Source organism: Devosia insulae DS-56 (assembly GCF_000970465.2).
GTDB classification, from domain to species: Bacteria; Pseudomonadota; Alphaproteobacteria; order Rhizobiales; family Devosiaceae; genus Devosia_A; species Devosia_A insulae.
In genome coordinates this window covers 1-18,134 of the sequence record NZ_LAJE02000178.1, presented here as the reverse complement: position 1 = coordinate 18,134, position 18,134 = coordinate 1, and the positions used below count along the sequence as shown (strand labels likewise).

General features: G+C 65.3%; 17 protein-coding genes. 6 read left to right on the top strand and 11 right to left on the bottom strand.

The window, feature by feature from the left end:
- Positions 1–157, bottom strand: a 157-nt coding sequence (locus VW23_RS29805; protein WP_425285189.1) for a phage terminase small subunit-related protein, incomplete at its 3' end; no start/stop codon positions are given.
- 175 nt (positions 158–332) lie between these two features.
- Complete coding sequence (locus tag VW23_RS12480) at positions 333–1,307, bottom strand: LacI family DNA-binding transcriptional regulator (RefSeq protein WP_425285207.1); 975 nt, start codon at positions 1,305–1,307, stop codon at positions 333–335.
- 285 nt (positions 1,308–1,592) lie between these two features.
- Between VW23_RS12480 and VW23_RS12475 the strand changes: the two genes are divergently transcribed.
- Together VW23_RS12475 and VW23_RS12470 are read left to right on the top strand one after the other, a co-directional pair.
- Complete coding sequence (locus tag VW23_RS12475) at positions 1,593–2,159, top strand: ASCH domain-containing protein (RefSeq protein ID WP_069909901.1); 567 nt, start codon at positions 1,593–1,595, stop codon at positions 2,157–2,159.
- Between the two features lie 582 nt (positions 2,160–2,741).
- A complete protein-coding gene (locus VW23_RS12470; protein WP_069909900.1) occupies positions 2,742–2,951 on the top strand; it encodes a hypothetical protein in 210 nt (69 codons plus the stop codon).
- 180 nt (positions 2,952–3,131) lie between these two features.
- Here the strand turns inward: VW23_RS12470 and VW23_RS12465 are convergent, their stop codons facing one another.
- The 6 genes from VW23_RS12465 to VW23_RS12440 all read right to left on the bottom strand — a co-directional run bounded on the left by VW23_RS12465 (position 3,132) and on the right by VW23_RS12440 (position 10,226).
- Positions 3,132–4,496 carry an FGGY-family carbohydrate kinase gene (locus VW23_RS12465; protein WP_069909899.1) on the bottom strand — a complete coding sequence of 455 codons (1,365 nt, stop codon included), beginning with the start codon at positions 4,494–4,496 and terminating at the stop codon, positions 3,132–3,134.
- Positions 4,493–5,485 carry an ABC transporter permease gene (locus tag VW23_RS12460; protein WP_069909898.1) on the bottom strand — a complete coding sequence of 331 codons (993 nt, stop codon included), beginning with the start codon at positions 5,483–5,485 and terminating at the stop codon, positions 4,493–4,495. The genes VW23_RS12465 and VW23_RS12460 overlap by 4 nt, the downstream gene beginning before the upstream one ends.
- A gap of 145 nt (positions 5,486–5,630) precedes the next feature.
- The gene (locus VW23_RS12455) at positions 5,631–6,638 is read right to left on the bottom strand and encodes an ABC transporter permease (protein ID WP_069909897.1); all 1,008 of its coding nucleotides are present in this window, start codon (positions 6,636–6,638) and stop codon (positions 5,631–5,633) included.
- Positions 6,635–8,140: a sugar ABC transporter ATP-binding protein gene (locus VW23_RS12450; protein WP_069909896.1), complete on the bottom strand. Its 1,506-nt coding sequence runs from the start codon at positions 8,138–8,140 to the stop codon at positions 6,635–6,637. The genes VW23_RS12455 and VW23_RS12450 overlap by 4 nt, the downstream gene beginning before the upstream one ends.
- A gap of 211 nt (positions 8,141–8,351) precedes the next feature.
- Entirely contained in the window at positions 8,352–9,347 is a 996-nt protein-coding gene (gene rhaS / locus VW23_RS12445) for a rhamnose ABC transporter substrate-binding protein (RefSeq protein ID WP_055873612.1), read from the bottom strand.
- A 78-nt stretch (positions 9,348–9,425) separates the two neighbouring features.
- Positions 9,426–10,226 carry a DeoR/GlpR family DNA-binding transcription regulator gene (locus VW23_RS12440; protein ID WP_069909895.1) on the bottom strand — a complete coding sequence of 267 codons (801 nt, stop codon included), beginning with the start codon at positions 10,224–10,226 and terminating at the stop codon, positions 9,426–9,428.
- A 170-nt stretch (positions 10,227–10,396) separates the two neighbouring features.
- Here VW23_RS12440 and VW23_RS12435 point away from each other — a divergent pair, with 170 nt between their 5' ends.
- Both VW23_RS12435 and rhaI read left to right on the top strand, forming a co-directional pair.
- Positions 10,397–12,496, top strand: a complete 2,100-nt coding sequence (locus VW23_RS12435; RefSeq protein WP_069909894.1) for a bifunctional rhamnulose-1-phosphate aldolase/short-chain dehydrogenase — start codon at positions 10,397–10,399, stop codon at positions 12,494–12,496.
- Positions 12,497–12,661: 165 nt separating this feature from the next.
- A complete protein-coding gene (rhaI, locus tag VW23_RS12430) occupies positions 12,662–13,954 on the top strand; it encodes an L-rhamnose catabolism isomerase (protein WP_069909893.1) in 1,293 nt (430 codons plus the stop codon).
- A 64-nt stretch (positions 13,955–14,018) separates the two neighbouring features.
- Here rhaI and VW23_RS12425 read toward each other — a convergent pair whose 3' ends face one another.
- Genes VW23_RS12425 through VW23_RS28970 form a run of 3 tightly spaced genes read right to left on the bottom strand, consistent with a single transcriptional unit; the run spans position 14,019 to position 16,138 of the window.
- On the bottom strand, positions 14,019–14,996 hold the full coding sequence (locus VW23_RS12425) for an aldo/keto reductase (RefSeq protein WP_069909892.1): 978 nt from the start codon (positions 14,994–14,996) through the stop codon (positions 14,019–14,021).
- 12 nt (positions 14,997–15,008) lie between these two features.
- Entirely contained in the window at positions 15,009–15,986 is a 978-nt protein-coding gene (locus VW23_RS12420; protein WP_244513544.1) for an aldo/keto reductase, read from the bottom strand.
- 2 nt (positions 15,987–15,988) lie between these two features.
- On the bottom strand, positions 15,989–16,138 hold the full coding sequence (locus VW23_RS28970) for a DUF1127 domain-containing protein (RefSeq protein WP_176730385.1): 150 nt from the start codon (positions 16,136–16,138) through the stop codon (positions 15,989–15,991).
- A 205-nt stretch (positions 16,139–16,343) separates the two neighbouring features.
- Between VW23_RS28970 and VW23_RS12415 the strand changes: the two genes are divergently transcribed.
- Together VW23_RS12415 and VW23_RS12410 are read left to right on the top strand one after the other, a co-directional pair.
- Positions 16,344–17,231 carry a LysR family transcriptional regulator gene (locus VW23_RS12415; protein ID WP_069909890.1) on the top strand — a complete coding sequence of 296 codons (888 nt, stop codon included), beginning with the start codon at positions 16,344–16,346 and terminating at the stop codon, positions 17,229–17,231.
- Between the two features lie 164 nt (positions 17,232–17,395).
- Positions 17,396–17,929: a hypothetical protein gene (locus tag VW23_RS12410; protein ID WP_069909889.1), complete on the top strand. Its 534-nt coding sequence runs from the start codon at positions 17,396–17,398 to the stop codon at positions 17,927–17,929.
- Positions 17,930–18,134 lie beyond the last annotated feature (205 nt).

Genomic DNA, 18,134 nt, shown 5'->3' with positions numbered 1-18,134 from the left:
ACCGATCGGCCACTGAGGTCCGGCCCTTCCAGCGCCGCACCGTGCTCTCATTGACGCCCAGCTCGACAGCCAGGTCCGCGACGCTCGCCGTGCTGGCCTGAATGTAGGCCCGCGTCTTCGGCGTCGTCGTCGCATTGGCGTGCAACTTCAGATCCATCCTAAGCGCTCCCTGACAAAGGCAACGCCTCGTTCTACACCGAGTCCATCACGCCAATCCGCCGGAACAGTACACGAAAGCGGGGATCTCTGTTTGCCGCACGCTCCGCAAACGGAGGTTCCCGCTTTCGCGGGAATGACCCGGTGGTTTACGGGCAGTTCGAAAACCCGGGCCCTTAAAACCAGATCTTCGGCTCATGCAGGATCTGCAGCTGCTCGGCGGGCTCGCCATTGATGCGGCGCAGCAGCAGCTCGCCCATCTGTTTGCCGGCTAAGGCCGTGTCCTCGAAGATGGCGTCGACCTTGGGCCGTACCTGGCTGAAGATGCCGGAGGTCTGCTTCACCACCATCTGCACATCCTTGCCGATCTCGAAGCCGGCATCGGTGATCCCGGCCATGATCGACAGCCCCGCCGCGTCGCCGGTACAGATGAAGCCGTCGGGCGCATCCGGCTCGGCGATGCGCCGCATGGTGGCGAGGCGGATTTCGTCGGCGCTGTTGTCGAGGCTGGCGCGCTCCAGCATCTCGTAGGCGAGGCCGGTCTCCTTGATCGCGGCCATGAAGCCGTCGCGCAGGTGGTGGCCGAAGCTGAAGCGGTCGGGCGGCAGGATGATCGTCACCTTGCGGCAGCCCTTGGCCTTGAGCCGCATCACCGCATGGTGGGCGAAGGCATAGTTGTCATAGTCGACATAGGGATGGGCCGAGGGGAAGGCGGTGCGGCCGTGCGAGACGAAGGGGAAATTCTCCTCCATCAACAGTTTTACCCGGTCGTCGTCCGGCTGGGTGCGCGAGAAGATCACCCCGTCCGCTGCCTTATTGCGCAGGATATAGCGGATCGGGTCGATCGGCGCCCCGCCGGTGAACATCGGGGTGATGACCAGATGGTAGGGCGTGCCGCGCAACGCCTCGGTCAGCCCCGACACCATCGACTGGCCGAAGCCGAGGATTTCGTCGTGTGGGTCGAGAATCAGGCTGACCACATGGGTGCGCCCAGTCTTCAGCCGGAGCGCTGTGCGGTCCGGCACATAGCCGACCTCGGCTGCGATCTTCTGCACCCGGACGCGCGTCTCTTCCGACAATTCGGGCGCGTTGTTGAGAGCTCGCGAGATCGTGGTAATGGCGAGGCCGGTCATTTCGGCAATGGTGCGCAGGGTCGGCTTGCCGCCGGGCTTGCCGGCGGCGCGACGCGGCTGGCGAGCCTTGGCGCGCTTCTTATCGCGCGTCTCCGTATCGGCCAACGGTGTCCTCCCTCGAACGGATGGTGCCTACTTGCGAGGCATTTTGGGTGAGCGGCGATGCTCCCCCAGGATCCGCTCAGGCGTAGCTCAACATGTTATGCAATCGATTTCAAGGCGGGAAGACCTGGGGCCTTATCCGGTTGGCATACTTTCGTAGCAACCGTTGCGTTGGGCGAAACTCCGGGTAGAGTTCGGCGCATGCTGTTCCGCACCAAAGACCTCGAAGCGATCTTTGCCGGCCGGTGCACGCTGGCTTTCCGCCGCTGGAAGAAACCGACGGTGAAGCCGGGCGGCACGCTGCGGACGGCGCTCGGCATGGTCGGGATCGATTCGGTCGAAGCGATCGCGCCTGACGAGGTCACCGAGGACGAGGCCCGCGCCGCCGGCTACAAGGACCGGGCCGGCGTCATCGCCATGTTCGAGGCGCAGCAAGGCACCTGCTACCGCATCCGCCTGCACCCGGCCGGCCCGGATCCACGCGAGGCGCTGCGCGAAGCCGAACCCGATGCGCTCGAGCTGGAGACGCTGGCAGTCAGGTTGCTGAAGCTCGACAAGGCGGCGCCAGCGCCGTGGACGAAACAGGCATTGCAGCTGATCGCCGCCCATCCGGGCGTCGTCTCGACCACCCTCGCCGAAAACGCCGGCCTGGAGCGGGCCGCGTTCAAGCTCAATATCCGCAAGCTCAAGGCGCTGGGCCTGACCGTCAGCCTCGAAGTCGGCTACCGGCTGTCGCCGCGCGGGGTGGCGCTGCTGGCGACGCTCTAGAGCTTTACGGACGAACTGCACCACCCGCGGTGTCATCCCCGCGAAAGCGCGTTTCGCGATGGTGCACCTGGCCAAGAAAACAGAGGTTCCCGCTTTCGCGGGAATGACCCGGTGGGTGGGCCCAGGGCACCTCGATCGTCAAGCGCACCGAGCCTTTTCCATCCGATCGATTCCGGCGGGCAGGAAATTTCGCTTTCATGCTAGCTATTTGGAATGCGCGGGGCTGGCGAAACTGCCGGGGCTCACCTATCTTTCTCGCCAGCGTCGACGAAAGCCGGATAGATTTCCGGGCCCCGACGCCGTACAACTACCCCTCGGCGGACTCAGCTTCGCCACACAAAAGCTGCGGGCGACGCGCTAGTCTCACCCGCATTGGAATCACCCAGGCCATTGGCCGCCGGAAGGAGACGAACATGCACTTCGCTATTCGCACCACTCTCCAAACCGGGCTTATTGGTAAATGGGTAGATCGCTCCAACGGGTGTTACCGACCCAAACGAATGTGACCTCTGTCACCCATTCGTCTCACAGTTCAGGTAACACCCCGGCCGTCCCCAGAGACGTGCCGATGGAGGTCATTCCATGCAGCATGCCCATTTCGAAAAGCCACATAGCGCCAAGCCCATAGCTGTCGACATCGACGGCGAGCCGAAGGGTGTTCTGGTCGCGCACGATTCCGGTTTCCGCTTCCTCGCCGTCAAGCTCGACGCGTTCGGCGTGGATGGCCAGGTGTTCGCATCGATCGAAGCCGCCGAGGCGGCGGTCCGCGACGCGTTGCGTCCCGGTGCGTGAGCCTTAAGTAGAGACTTCACCGGCGGTGCCACACCGCCCCCTCGTCCCTCTGGGGAGAGGGTGGGGGTGAGGGGCGCCAAGCGCGCCGGATCAAGCGCGAGCTATGTGAACAGAAGCCAATCACCCTGTGTGCTTGGCTACCCCTCACCCTAACCCTCTCCCCAGAGGGGAGAGGGGACGCTAGCCCACCAGCTTCCGCCACGCCAAGGCATATGCTGTCGCCGTAGCATCCCCCTCGACCAGCACCGGCGCATGTCCGTCGGGCCGCGGCCGATCCATTCGCGCCAGCAGCGCCGCGCCGATCGAGGTGCCGGTCGCACTGCGCTTCACCGGCTCCACCGGCCGTCCGGTCGCTGCCGCCAGCATCCGTAGATAGAGCGCGTTGCCGGCGAAGGGTCCCTCGACCACCGTATGGTTCTCGGCGCCGGTCAGCCTCAGGCATTCGGCTGTCATCATCGCCAGGTAAAACGAGGTCACCACATAGACCTCGTCATCGCCAAGCGTTTCGCGCGGCCGGCTCCACTGCGCCTCTCGCCCGGGGAACGGGCCCGAGCCCTGCACCACCGATGGGGTCAGGATGATCGCCTCGCTCAGCACCCGCTCGATGGTCTCCGTCGAAGGCTCGCGCGGCGTGGTCAGCATCTCGAACTCGCGCCCGCCCATGAAGCGCGCCGACGGTACCGGACGACCCAGCGCATCGATATTGGCGAGGCAATCGCGCTTGAGATCGAGGTTGTCGATATCGCCACCGGGCGACGCGACGATCACACAGGTGCCGGTCGACACCAGGCCGAATGGCGGGTCGCGCTCGAGGATGTGCGGCAGCAGCGAGGCGTTGGAATCGTGGATACCGGAATAGACCGGCAGCGGGCGTTTGAGCCCGAGCGCCGCCGTCACCTCGGGCAGCGTCACGCCGAGCACGTCGGAGGCCGGCCGTACTTCGGCGAACTTGTCGAGCCACCCCTGTTTCATCACCAGCGACGAATAGAGGTTGGTGGTGAAATCCCACAGGTCCGTGTGGCAGCCGAGCGAGGTGATTTCCTCGGCGGCGACACCGGTCAGACGGAACGACCAGTACTGCGGATAGGTGAGGATCCAACGGGTGCGGGCGAACTCGGCGGGAAAGGCGCGGGCCTGCCAGAACAGTTGCGCCCCGACATTGAGTCCGCCGGGCAGCCGCGGGGTGAAACTCTCGGAGAAATCCGGACGGGCCTCGTTGTACGCGTCCCAGAACTGGTCGGGACCGGCGAACTCGTAATCAAGCACCGGCAGCGACAGGTTGCCATCGGCATCGAGCAGTGCTGCCGAGGCGCCATGGGTGGTGACGCTGATGGCGTCGAGCGGGAACTCGGCGTTGAGCTCGCGCAGCGCGCCGATGACGAAGTCCCACAGGCCGTCGATGTCGAAATGCGGATACTTGCCGTCGCGCAGCACGGTATTGGAGCGCTTCTTCACCGCGATCTCGGTGCGGCTGTCGAGATCGACGACCGCCACTTTCGCATTGGACTTGCCAATGTCGATGACCCCAACGGTGCTGACGGTCACTTGCGAACCATGCGGTAGACGATGGGGAGGGCAATCACCACGATGAGCAACAGTCCGATGAAGATCGACATGACAATACCGGGAACATTCAAGAGCCCCAGGCCGAAGGTGACAAGCCCCATGATGAAGGCGGCGATCACCACCCCGACGATGGAGCCGGCGCCGCCGAGGATCGAGACGCCTCCCAGTACAACCATGGTGATGACTTCGAGTTCCCAGCCCTGGGCGATCGACGGACGGGTCGAGCCGAGCCGGCTGGTCAGCAGCACCGAGGCGATGCCGGCCATCAGCCCGGTCAGACAGAACAAGACGAACTTGACGCGCTCGACGCGGACGCCGGAGAACTGGGCGGCAGTCGCGTTGTTGCCGATGACGAAGATGCGGCGGCCGAAGCTCGTCCGGTGCAGCACCACGTAATAGATGGCGGCCGCCGCGAGAAAGAGCACGAACTCGAACGACACCACCCACCAGACATAGCCCTGGCCGAAAAAGGCGAAGCTTTCGGGGTAGCCCTTGTAGGCCTGGTCGCCCAGCACGATGAAGCTGATGCCGCGGAACAGGCTCATCGTGCCGATGGTGACGACGATTGACGGCAGCCCCAGCCGGGTAACCAGGAAACCGTTGAAGGCGCCACAGAGCAGCCCCGTGCCGATGCCGATGGCGACGAGCCCGGGCGTATCGATGCCGAACTGCAGCGCAAAGCCCATGGCGGTCGAGGCCAGGGCGATGATCGCCGCGACCGACAGATCGATCTCGCCGGAGATGATCAGCAGCGCCATGGCGAGCGCGATCAGCGCCTTCTCGGTGAAGTTGAAAGTCGCGTCGCTGAGCGACCAGGGCGACAGGAAATAGGGTGAGGCCAGCGAGTTGGCGACAAAGATCGCCACGGCGACGACCAGCAGCAGGCTGGGCCAGCTGAACAAAGCCGAGCGCAGCGGATTGTCCAGCCGATCCGGAACGTGGCGGGTGGCGGGTGTCTGGTCGTTCATTTCAGGAAATCCAAGGGGCCAGCCCCAAACGCGGTGTCATTCCCGCGAAAGCGGGAAACTTTGTTTTCGGGCGCGCCGAGGGTCCGGCAAACGGAGGCTCCCGCTTTCGCGGGAATGACCCGGTGCAGGTGGCGGCAATGAGTCATCACGACACCGCCTCCGCCCGCTTCAGAATGATGCGGCCGGTCTTCCTGCCGGCGCGGGCATTGAGGACGACGGCGAGAATGATCGCGGCGCCGGAAATCGCCATCTGCCAGAACGGCGAGACGCCGATCACCGGCAAGGCCGAGTTGATGACGCCGAGGAACAGCGCGCCGAGCAGCGCGCTGCCCACCGTGCCGACGCCGCCGGCGATCGAGACGCCGCCGATGACGCAGGCGGCGATCACCTGCAGCTCGTAGCCCACTGCCGTTTCGGAGGAGGCGATGACGTAGCGCGACACCCAGAGGTAACCGCAAAGCCCGGCGACCAGCCCCGAAATGCAGAAGGCGATGAACTTGGTGCGGCCGACATCGATGCCGGCATAGACCGAGGCGGTCGGGTTGACGCCGATGGCGTAGATCGAGCGGCCGATCGGAGTGCGGGTCATCACCACGTAGAAGGCGGCGGCGATGACCACCGCGAACCAGCTGAGCAACGGCAGGCCGAGCAACTGGATGCGAGTGATCGAAATGAAATCGGGCGTCATCTCGGCGGCATTCACCCATTGCCCGCCGGCAACGAGGAAGGTGGTGCCGCGATAGATGGTGAGGGTGCCCAGCGTCACGACGATCGCCGGGATATCGAGCTTCCAGACCAGGAAACCGTTGATGGCGCCGAGCGCCAGCCCGAGCAGCGGCGCGGCAAGGATCAAGAGCGGCACCGGGATCCACGGCATGGAGGCGTTGCAGAGCGCGATCACCATGCCGGAGAGCGCCACATTGGCGGCAATCGACAGGTCGATCGAACGGGTCAGGATCACTACCATCTGGCCGAGCGCCAGGATCATCAGGATGGCGGTGTTGTTGAAGATGTCGGCGAGATTGGCCGGAGCGGCAAAGCTCGGCGCGCGGGTGGCGATGGCGCCGATCATCACCGCGATGCTGATGGCGAGCCAGAACTCGCGAAGCTTTAACAGCCTTAGCGGCGCGAGCGTGGACAGAGTCTGGGTCATGCCGCCACCTCATGGGCGCCGATGGCGCGCTTGACCAGGCCGTCGGCCGTCAGGTTCTTATTGTCGAGAACGGCGTCGATGCGGCCGGCGCGCATCACCACGATGCGGTCGGACATGCCCATCACCTCGGGCAGCTCGGACGATACCATGATCACCGCGAGCCCCTCGGCTACCAGTTCGGCCATGAAGGCATGAACGGCGGCCTTGGAGCCGATATCGATGCCCTTGGTCGGCTCATCGAGGATGATCACCTTGGGTTGCGTCGCGAGCCACTTGGCGATCACCACCTTCTGCTGGTTGCCGCCCGACAGCGTGCCGGCATTCTGGCTCAGCGAGGCGGCCCGCAGGTCGAGCCGTTCGGTGTATTTCCGCGTCAGCGCGAACTCCTCGGCCATCCGCAAAAACCCCTGGCGCGAGGTCTTTTTCAGCGAGGGCAGCGAGACGTTCTGGACGATCGGCAGGTCGACCACCACGCCCTGCTTGCCGCGCTCTTCGGGCACATAGACGATGCCCGCCTCGATGGCGTCGGCGGGCGAGTGCGGCGCGAACGGGGCGCCATCGAGCGTCATCGCGCCACGTGACGTCCGGGTCAACCCGAAGATCGCCTGCATCACCTCGGAGCGGCCGGCGCCGACGAGGCCATAAAAGCCGAGAATCTCACCGCGCCGGAGCTCGAAGCCGATATCGTCGAACTCGGTGGGGTGGCTCAGGCCGTCGAGCTTCAGCACGGTGTCGCCGATCGCCGGCGCCCGCTCGGGGAAGATGTGATCGACCGAGCGGCCGACCATCATACGGATGATGTCGTTCTGCGGTGTCTCGCCGATCAGCCCCTTGCCGATCATCTCGCCATCGCGGAACACCGCGAAGCGGTCGGCGATGCGATAGATCTCGTCGAACTTGTGGCTGATGAACAGCACCGCCTTGCCGTCTTCCTTCAAGAGCTCGATGAGGACGAACAGGTCCTCGATCTCCTTGTGGGAGAGCGCCGCGGTCGGCTCGTCCATGATCACCACTTCGGCGTCGATCGACATGGCGCGGGCAACGGCGACGAGGTGCTTGTTGGCAATCGACAGGTCGCGCAGCCGGGTCTCGGCATCGATGTGGCCGGCGCCCATGTCGGCGAGCACGCGGCGCGCATTGGCGCGCATCAGCGTCCAGTCGATGGTGCCCAGGCGGGTTTTCGGGGCATGGCCCAGATAGATGTTTTCGGCGACGCTCAGATCGTCGAACAGCACGGTTTCCTGGTGGATGGCGGTGATACCGAGCTCGAACGCCTTATGGGCGGAGCCGAGGCTCACCGGCTTGCCGTCAAGCACAATCTCGCCGGCGTCGGGCTGGTAGATGCCGGTGAGGACCTTCACCAGCGTCGACTTGCCGGCGCCGTTCTCGCCGATCAGGGCGGTAACCTGTCCCGGATAGAGCTCGAGGCTCACCTCGTGCAGTGCCCGCACGCCGGGAAAGGACTTGGTGACGCCGGCGAGGGTGAGCTTGGGTTGGGACATTGTTGGTCCGGGTGTCTGCGGCCCCCCTCATCCGCCCTTCGGGCACCTTCTCCCACAAGGGGAGAAGGGATGGAGCCGAACTTTCTCAGTCGGGCCTTCTCCCTTGATGGGAGAAGGTGGCCGAAGGCCGGATGAGGGTGGAGCCCAGGACACCGGCCAGGCGAAACAGGAAGCCCGGCAGCGCGAGCGCCGCCGGGCCGGATCAGAGACCTCAATAGATCTTCGAGAACTCTTCGATATTCGACTTGTCGAACTGGAACGGCGCGGCCATGGCGGCCGAGTTCGTGTCGTCGAGAGTGATCGAGCCGACGCGGCCGATCGAGATGGTGGCGCCGGGCTTGGCTTCGGCCTTCTTGGTCGCCAGTTGATAGGCGATCTGCACGGCCGAGTAGCCGAGGTCGATCGGGTTCCACAGCGCCACGGCCTGCGAGGCACCGTTGTCGATGAACTGCTTGAACTCCGACGGCAGGGCGAGGCCGGTGACGTTGATCTTGCCGATCAGGTTGTCATCGGTCACCACCTGGGCGGCGGCAACGACGCCGACGGTGGTGGGGGCGATGATTGCCTTGAGGTTCGGGTAGGAGGCGATCAGGCCCTTGGCTTCGTTGGTGGATTTCACCGAGTCGTCATCGCCGTAGACGGTGGCGACGAGGTTGATCTTGGGGAACTTCTCGGGCAGCACTTTCTTCGCCGCTTCGATCCAGGCGTTCTGGTTGGTCGCGGTGGAGGAAGCCGAGAGGATCGCCACATCGCCGCCATCCGGCAGATAGTCGGCGGCGAGCTTGATGATGGTCTCGCCGATCAGGTTGGTGTCGGACGGGTTGAGGTGGACGGAACGGCCCTCAGGCGCGACGCCCGAGTCCCAGCTGATCACGGTGATGCCGCGTTCCATCGCCTTTTTCAGCGCCGGCACCAGGGCGTCCGGATCGTTGGCCGAAATCGCGATGGCGTTGACGTTCTGGGCGATCAGCGAGTTGATGATCTCGATCTGGCCTTCGGCGGTCGCCGTGGTCGGGCCGGTATAGATCACCTCGACATCGCCGAGTTCCTTGGCGGCTTCCTGCGCGCCCTTGTTGGCGGCATCGAAGAAGCCGTTGCCGAGCGACTTCACGACGAGGGCGATCTTGGTCTGGGCCATGGCGGCCGGAGCACTCAGCAGCACGGCGGTCAGCGCCGTGGCAGCTGCCAGTTTCTTCAACAGGCTCATTGTATTTCCTCCCTGAGTGGTACGTGGTCGTTTACCTGGAGCGCTCGCTTGTCCGAGAGCGCTGCTATTGCCAGCCGGTCACGCGACCGACTGGGATTTCTGCTCTGCGGCCTCCACCACGGTGAGCATGACGCCCGCCTTTTCCAGCATGGCGCGATCCTCGTCGCGGATGCCGTTATCGGTGATGACGGAGTGGATGCGCTCGAGCCCACAGAGGATGAGACTCGATCGCCCCGAGAATTTCGAGCTGTCGGCGAGGACGATCAGTTCCTCGGCCTGGTTGATCAGCGCCAGTTCGGACTGCACCACCATCGGATCAGCCTCCATCAAGCCGTGAGCGCCGAGGCCCTGGCAGCCGATGAACATGCGCTTGGCATAGAAGTGCGAGGCCACCACGCCACCGAACGGCGACAGGATGACGTTCTGCTCGCGGTAGATGGTGCCGCCGGGAATGACGACGCTGTTGCGGGAATTGTGGATCAGGAACTCGGCGATGCCAAAGCTGTTGGTGAATACCGAAAGCCGGCGGCCGGTCAGGTAGTGCACCATTTGATAGGTGGTGGTGCCGCCATTGATGATGATCGGCTCGCCATCCTTGCAGAGGTCGGCGGCGGCGCGGGCAATGGCACGCTTTTGCGCAATGTTGATGGTTTCGTTGACCGAGAAGGGCCGGCCCATCAGGCCACCCTGCTCGGGCGGGTTGATCGCTTCGGCGCCGCCGCGCACCCGGCGCAGACGGCCCTCGACATGCAGCGCCGCGATGTCGCGGCGGATCGTCGCCTCGGACGTGCCGGTGATCTCGACCAGCTCGGCGACAGTTGCCAGCGGCCGCGCCTGGACGGCGGCGAGGATCACCCTGTGGCGTTCGGTTTCGTGCATTTGCTCTCCCTGGTCCGACTCATTTTCACCAAAATCTGTCAGTGTCAATCAGATCATGCGACTTTTGTGGCGATGATGACGGTTTCTGATGGTTTCTGATTGACAGCGGCAAGCTGTGGGAGCTAGTCCCGTGCTCAATAACTGCCATACATCTCTACGGGAGGGGTCCAATGTCCAGCACCGCGCCAGCGCGCCTTCAAAACCTTTGGGACGACGCCAAAGCGGCCGGCATGAGCGAGCCCGAACGGCTGGTCTACCGCTCCAATATTCTCGGCTCGGACAAGCGCGTCACCAACTATGGCGGCGGCAATACCTCGTCGAAGATCTTCCAGAAGGATCCATTGAGCGGGCAAGACGTCGAAGTGCTGTGGGTGAAGGGTTCGGGCGGCGACTCCGCTTCGATCAAGCTCGACGGCTTCGCGACGCTCTATATGGATAAGCTCCGCGCCTTGAAGGGGCTCTATCGCGGCCTCGCGCATGAAGACGAGATGGTCGGCTACCTGCCGCACGCGACGTTCAACCTGAACCCGCGCGCCGCCTCGATCGATACGCCGCTGCACGCCTATGTGCCGCACGCCTTCGTCGACCACATGCACCCCGACGCGATCATCGCCATTGCGGCGAGCAAGGATTCGAAGGCGCTGACCGAGGAGATCTTCGGCAGCGAGATCGGCTGGCTGCCGTGGAAGCGGCCCGGGTTCGAACTCGGGCTGTGGCTGGAAAAATTCTGCCTCGACAACCCGGCTGCCAAGGGCGTGATCCTCGAGAGTCACGGGCTCTTCACCTGGGGCGATACGCCGAGGGAGTGCTACGAGCAGACTATCGACACCATCAACAAGGCGATCGCCTGGTTTGAAGGAAAGACCGCCGGCAAGGCGGCCTTTGGCGGCCAGGTCGTGGCGCCGCTGCCAGCCGATGAACGCCGCGCCGTCGCGGCGCGGCTGATGCCGAAAATTCGCGGGCTGATCTCCAACGAGTTCAAGATGCTCGGGCATTTCGACGACAGCGCCGCGGTGCTGGAATTCGTCGGCTCGCGGGACTTGCGGCCGCTCGCGGCATTGGGCACCTCCTGCCCCGACCATTTCCTCCGCACCAAGATCCGGCCGCTGGTGATCGAGTTCGATCCGGCAAAGCCCGATATCGACGCGGTGGTGGCCGGGCTCGAGCAGGCGACGGCGGACTACCGTGCCGATTACGCGGCCTACTACAACCGCAGCAAGCACCCGGACAGCCCCGCGATCCGTGACGCCAATGCGGTGGTCTACCTGATGCCCGGCGTCGGCATGTTCACCTTCGCCAAGGACAAGGCGACGGCCCGCATCTCGGGCGAGTTCTACGTCAACGCCATCAACGTGATGCGGGGATCGTCGGCGGTCTCCACCTATCATGGGCTCCCGGAGCAGGAAGCCTTCGACATCGAGTATTGGCTGCTCGAGGAAGCCAAGCTCTCGCGCATGCCGAAGCCGAAATCGCTGGCCGGCCATATTGCGCTGGTCACCGGCGGGGCCGGCGGCATCGGCAAGGCGACGGCAGTGCGGCTGCTCCGCGAAGGCGCCTGCGTGGTGCTCGCCGATATCGACGAAGCGGCGCTCGCCTCGGCCAATGAGGAACTCGGCAAGGCGTTCGGCAAGGACGTGGTCCGGCCGGTCAACCTCAACGTCACCAGCGAAGCGGCGGTCATTTCGGGCTTCGCCGAAACCGCGGTGGAGTTCGGCGGCATCGACATTCTCGTCTCCAATGCCGGGCTCGCCAGCTCCGCGCCGATCGAGGAGACGACGCTGGAGCTCTGGAACAAGAACATGGACATCCTGTCGACGGGCTATTTCCTCGTCAGCCGGGAAGCCTTCCGAATGTTCCGCGCCCAGAAGATCGGCGGCAACGTGGTGTTCGTGGCATCAAAGAACGGCCTCGCCGCGTCGCCCAATGCCGCAGCCTACTGCACCGCCAAGGCCGCCGAAATCCACCTCGCCCGTTGCCTCGCGCTGGAAGGCGCGGCCGAGCAGATCCGCGTCAATGTGGTGAACCCGGATGCGGTGCTGCGCGGCTCGAAGATCTGGGCGGGCGAGTGGCTGGAACAGCGCGCCTCGACCTACAAGACCGACAAGGAGGGGCTCGAGGAAATGTACCGCCAGCGCTCCATGCTGAAGCTGAGCGTCTTCCCCGAGGACATCGCCGAGGCGATCTACTTCTTTGCCTCCGACATGTCAGCCAAATCCACCGGCAACATCATCAACGTCGACGCGGGCAACGCGCAGAGCTTTACGCGGTAACAGCTGAGCGTGGGGCGCCCCTCACCCCGACCCTCTCCCAGAGGGGCGAGGGGGCGATGGGGCCGCGCGTTCGATGCCTGAAGTAACGAAGGCCGGCGCCAAATGGTCCCCTCGCCCCTCTGGGGAGAGGGACAGGGTGAGGGGCGCCAAGGGAGGAGAACTCGAATGACCGACCAACTCATCGACCAGTCCGTGGTCGACCAGACCAACGAGGCCAATCGCAAGGCGCTGGATGCCGACTACGCCCATCTGGGCGAGCACCTCGCCCGCCGCGGCATCGACATCGACGCCGTGCTGAAGAAAGTCTCGGCCTATACCGTCGCCGTCCCCTCCTGGGGTGTCGGTACCGGCGGCACGCGCTTTGCGAAGTTCCCGGGCACCGGCGAGCCGCGCGACATCTTCGACAAGCTCGAGGATTGTTCGGTGATCAACCAGCTGACCCGCGCCACGCCGAACGTGTCGCTGCATATTCCGTGGGACAAGGCCGACCCGAACCGGCTGAAGCAGGCGGCGAGCCGCTTCGGGCTGGGGTTCGACGCGATGAACTCCAACACCTTCTCGGACGCGCCGGGCCAGCAAAACTCCTACCGCTTCGGCTCGCTCGCCAATTACGCCAAGGAGACGCGCCAGCAGGCGATCGAGCACAATCTCGAATGCATCGAGATCGGCAAGACCATCGGCTCGAAGGCGCTGACGGTGTGGATCGGCGACGGCTCGAACTTCCCCGGCCAGGTCAACTTCACGAGGGTGTTCGAGTATTATCTCGACGCGATGAAGGCGATCTATGCCGACCTGCCCTCCGACTGGAAGCTCTTCACCGAGCACAAGATGTACGAGCCGGCGTTCTATTCGACGGTGGTGCAGGATTGGGGTACCAACTACCTGATCGCCACCGAGCTGGGTGACAAGGCGCAGTGCCTCGTCGACCTCGGCCACCATGCGCCCAACGTCAATATCGAGATGATCGTTGCGCGGCTGATCCAGTTCAAGAAACTGGGCGGCTTCCACTTCAACGACAGCAAATATGGCGACGACGACCTCGATACCGGCTCGATCGACCCGTACCGGCTGTTCCTGGTGTTCAACGAGCTGGTCGATGCCGAGCTCAGGCAGGCCGACGGGTTCGAGCCGGCCCATATGCTGGACCAGAGCCACAACGTCACCGACCCGATCGAGTCGCTGATCCGCTCGGCCAACGAGGTGCGCCGCGCCTATGCCTTGGCGCTGCTGGTCGACCGCAAGGCGCTCGAGGGTTATCAGCAGTCGGACGACGCGCTGATGGCGTCAGAAACGCTGAAGGTGGCGTTCCGCACCGATGTCGAACCGATCCTCGCCAAGGCCCGGCTCGACGCCAACGGCGCCATCGACCCGATCGCCGCCTACCGCAAGGCGGGGTATCGGCAGCGCGTCGCGGCGGTCCGCCCGGCCGTCGCCGCCGGCGGCGGCGGCATCGTCTGACGACAAAGAAAATGGCCGCCCCGGCTGCAAGCTCGGGGCGGCCCAGTCGCGCCTGACGTTGGGTTCAGGCCAACACCTCTCGCAACCCCAGCGCCTCGATCTCCTTGAGCTGCTCCGGCTCCAGTGGTCCGGCGCGCTCGGCGGCCAGCGCGTCGGACAGCTCGTCGCGGTTCTTCACCCCCAGCACCAGCGTCTCGACACCGGCCATATCAAGCGCATAGCGGTAAGCGATGATCGCCGGGTCCTCGCCCCATCTGGCGCAGAGCGCGCGGTACGGCGCGGCCGCCTCGAAGTCCGCCGTATCGCGGTCGTGCAGCGACTTACGATCGAAGCTCGAGGTCAGGGCCCCGGCCTGCACGGCGCGGATCGCCATCACCCCGACGCCGCTCAGATGCGCGGCCTCGATGATGTCGCGGGCCCGGGAGGGGGTCGAAAAGCCAATCAGGCCACCCGGGCTGTCGAGCAGGTTGGCCACCGCCTGGACGGCGTGCGGTCGTGGCCCCAGCGTCACTGCATCGACGATGGTCGGCGGCACGCTGACCCCGGTGATGCCCCAGCCGCCGATCAGCCCGTCGCGCTGCAGTTGCTGGAACGCCGGTACCACGGCATCGCGATAGCTCGACCAGGTGGTGGCGATCTCGGCGCGCCGCTCGTTCTCTGCCGGGTAGACGAAGTCATCGGGGCAGATCTGGTTGTGGAGGAAGAACAGGTCGACCTGCTCGAGCCGCATCGCCGTTAAGCTCTGTTCCAGCGAAGCGCGGAGGCGGCGGTAGACCTGCTCGTCTGGCAAGGTGCCGATGCCGCATTTGGTGGTGACCTTGACGCCGCTCGGCAGGCGGCCGTCGAAGGCTTCGCCGATCAGCGCCTCGCACAGCTTGTAGCCCGGCGCCGCGTCGATCACGTCGATGCCTTCGTCGACCGCCATGTGCAGGGTGGCGATGCCTTCGTCACGGCTGGTCTCGCCCCAGACCTGGCCGATGCCGCCACCGCCGAGCGTCAGGCAACTGACCTCGCCGATGCTGCCGAACTGTCGCTTTTCCATTTGTCTTCCCTCTCAGGCAAGTTCACGCGCCAGCAGCGCGTCGATTTCGGCCATGGCGGCCATGGGGAGCGGCCCCTTGTCGAGCGCTCCCAGATTGTCGCGGACCTGCGCCTCGGTCTTGAAGCCGGGGATCGGGACGGTCTGCGGCGAGCGGGCCAGCACCCAGCCGAGCGCGCCTTGTGCGACGGAGCGGCCGCCACTGGTCAGCAGGTCGCGGATGGCGTCGAGCTTCCTCAGCGACTCGGCCGAGGGGCGTCCATCCTTGAAGTCGCGCACCCAGCTATGGCCGGCGCCGCGCACGTCGTCGGTCGAAACCTGCGACTGCGCCGTGAACTTGCCGGTCAGAAACCCCATGGCGAGGGGCGAGCGGATCAGGTTGGGCAGACGGTAGCGGTCGCAGAGCGCCACCATCTCGGGCCCGTCGCGGAACACATCGAGCCCCTGCTGCACCGCCTTGAAATGCGGGTAGTGCAGCACCCGCGACACCGCTGCGGCATCGTCGGTGCTCCAGCCCCAGGCGGCGATGTCGCCGGCCTCGGCGCGGCGCTCGAGGGCCGGCGCCAGCCGGTCCATCGCCTCGGCTGAGGCATCGCCGACATGCAGCTGGTAGAGGTCGATACGATCGCGCCTGAGGCGCTTCAGCGAGGCGCTGAGCGCCTCTTCCATATAGGCGGGCGTGACGTTTGTGCCGGTCAGTTCGCGCCTTGCTCGATCGTGGGTGAAGCCGAACTTGGTGGCGATCACCACGTCGGCGCGGTTACCGAAGGCCTCGCCCAGCACCTCCTCGCTATGGCCGGTGCCATAGGCATCGGCGGTGTCGAACAGGCGGGCGCCCAGTTCATGGGCAAGCGCCAGCGCCTTGAGCGACTGTGCATCGTCGATTTCGCCCCAGCCATCCTGCCGGCCATCCATCTTGAACGGCCCGCCGATGGCCCAGCAGCCAATGCCGACGCGGGGAACCTGTTGCCCGTCCCACAGGCGAACCGTCACGCTCATTTCTCACCTGTGAGGGCGCTGTGGGTGATGCATTCGCGCTCGATGCCGAGATCGGCCAACAGGTGATCGTCGAGCTGCTTCAGCCGCTGGATGTCGCGGCGAAGGCGCGACCATTCGGTGAGGCGGCGGGTCAGGGTTCTGAACATTTTCGGTCTCCTTTCAACAACGCAAAGCGACACCGCCTCCGCTCCAGCTAAGGAGCGGACATTCCCTACGATGGCGCTGTGCTTGATGGAGCGGCGCGGCGGCCAAGTCGTTGACCAGAAAGCGTGCTCCGAACGCCCCATACTTGCCCACTCCGGGCTTGAAGCGATACAAGCAAGACCGCAACGTGCTTTGCAGGAATGAAAGATGAGCGTCGGCGACACCATCTCCTGGGATGACCTTCGGCTGTTCCTCGACGTGGCGCGGCTCGGCGGCCTCAGCGCCGCAACCAGCACCACGGGGCTAAGTGCCGCCACCCTGGGCCGGCGGGTCACGGCGCTCGAGCAGCAGATCGGCGAGCCGTTGTTCATCCGCCGGCAGACCGGCTACCAGCTCACTCCGGCCGGGGAAGAACTGCTGGCCCGCGCCGAGGATGTCGAGGCGGCGATGCGCGCGCTGACGCGCTGGCGCGACGGCTCGGTGGGCGAACAGATCGTCCGTATTTCGGCCGGCACCTGGACCTCGGCCTTCCTGGCCCAGCACATCGGCGAGCTCTGGCACGTCGACGACAACATCCGGATCGAGTTTGCCACCGCTTATCAGAAGCTCGATATCGGCCGGCGGGCCGCCGATATCGGGGTGCGCTCGGAGCGGCCGCTCGACCCCAACCTCGCCGGACGGCAGATCGGCCGGGTGGCGCATGCGCTCTACTCGGGTCTCAACCTGATCAACGGCATCGCGGCCGGGCTGTTCGTCGGGGTCACGGGCGAGGCCGCCAACGTCGCCTCGGCCCGCTGGCTGATGGCGCATCATGGCGATCGCATCAGCGTGCGCGGCAACGACGTGCAGAGCGTGCGCGAACTGGTGGCGGCCGGCGCCGGGCTCGGGGTGTTTCCGTGCTTTGCCGGCGACAGCGACGCCCGGCTGGTGCGGGTCGCGATGCCGATCACCGAGCTCGAAACCGAGCAATGGCTGGTGACGCACCACGAAGACCGCCACCGCCCGGAGGTCCGGCTGGTCGCCGACCGTATCGCCGCGCTGATGCGTGAGCACGGCCCGCTGTTCCGCGGCGAGCGCCGTCGGCCGCCATCTTAACCTCGGCTACGCGCACGGGCTCTCCATGATCCTCCCCGTGGAACGGTGGAGGATCACTGCACCGTCTGCGGCCTTCAATACGCGATAACCGCACTCTTAACCTCGCGGCAAGCGACGCACCTGATAGTCCCCCGTTGGGGAATGCAATCGTTGGAGTGCCTTGAATGCGGGCCTGCGCCTATGTGGTCGGCCCTCCGGATGGTCCGGGGGCAGCGCTGACGGATTTGGCGCGCGGGTTGGGTTTTCCAGTGGTGCAGAATTATGCGGGGCTCGCCACGGCCGAAACCCAGGCGCAGCAGACGCCATTGCTGTTCTTCCTGTTCGCTGCGGTCGACGAGGTGAGCGGCCTCAAAACCGTGGCCGATGCCATCCGCTTCTCCCCCAGCCGCCGCATCCGCTTCTCGCCGATGGTCTACTTCTCCGAGAGCCCGCTGGTCGAAGCGATCAGAACCTGCGTCGAGATGGGGTTCGACGACGTGCTGACCCTGCCGTTTACCCAGCAGCGCGTGGCGAGCCGGCTGGAGCGGCTGGTCGACCACACCCAGGTGTACTTCGAGACGGCCACCTATCTCGGCCCCGACCGCGGCGCGCAGCAGACGCATGGTCGCTCCGGCCTGCAATATCGCCGACTGGAGATCATCCGCTCGCCGACCCGCGGGGTGAGCGTGATGCGCGATGAGATGCAGGTGGCGGTTTAGGGCCGAAGGCCCAGCGTCGGGCGGGCATCGCGTTCCAAAGACACCCCCACCCCTGTCCCCTCCCCGCAAGGGGACGACAAGATGTCGCCCCGAGGGGAGGGAGACCCTCACCCCGGCATCGCGGTCATCGTCTCCCTCCCCATTCTTAGGGGGAGGGATCAAGGGTGGGGGTCCACAGCCACCGGCCGGGCGACCTTCCACAGCC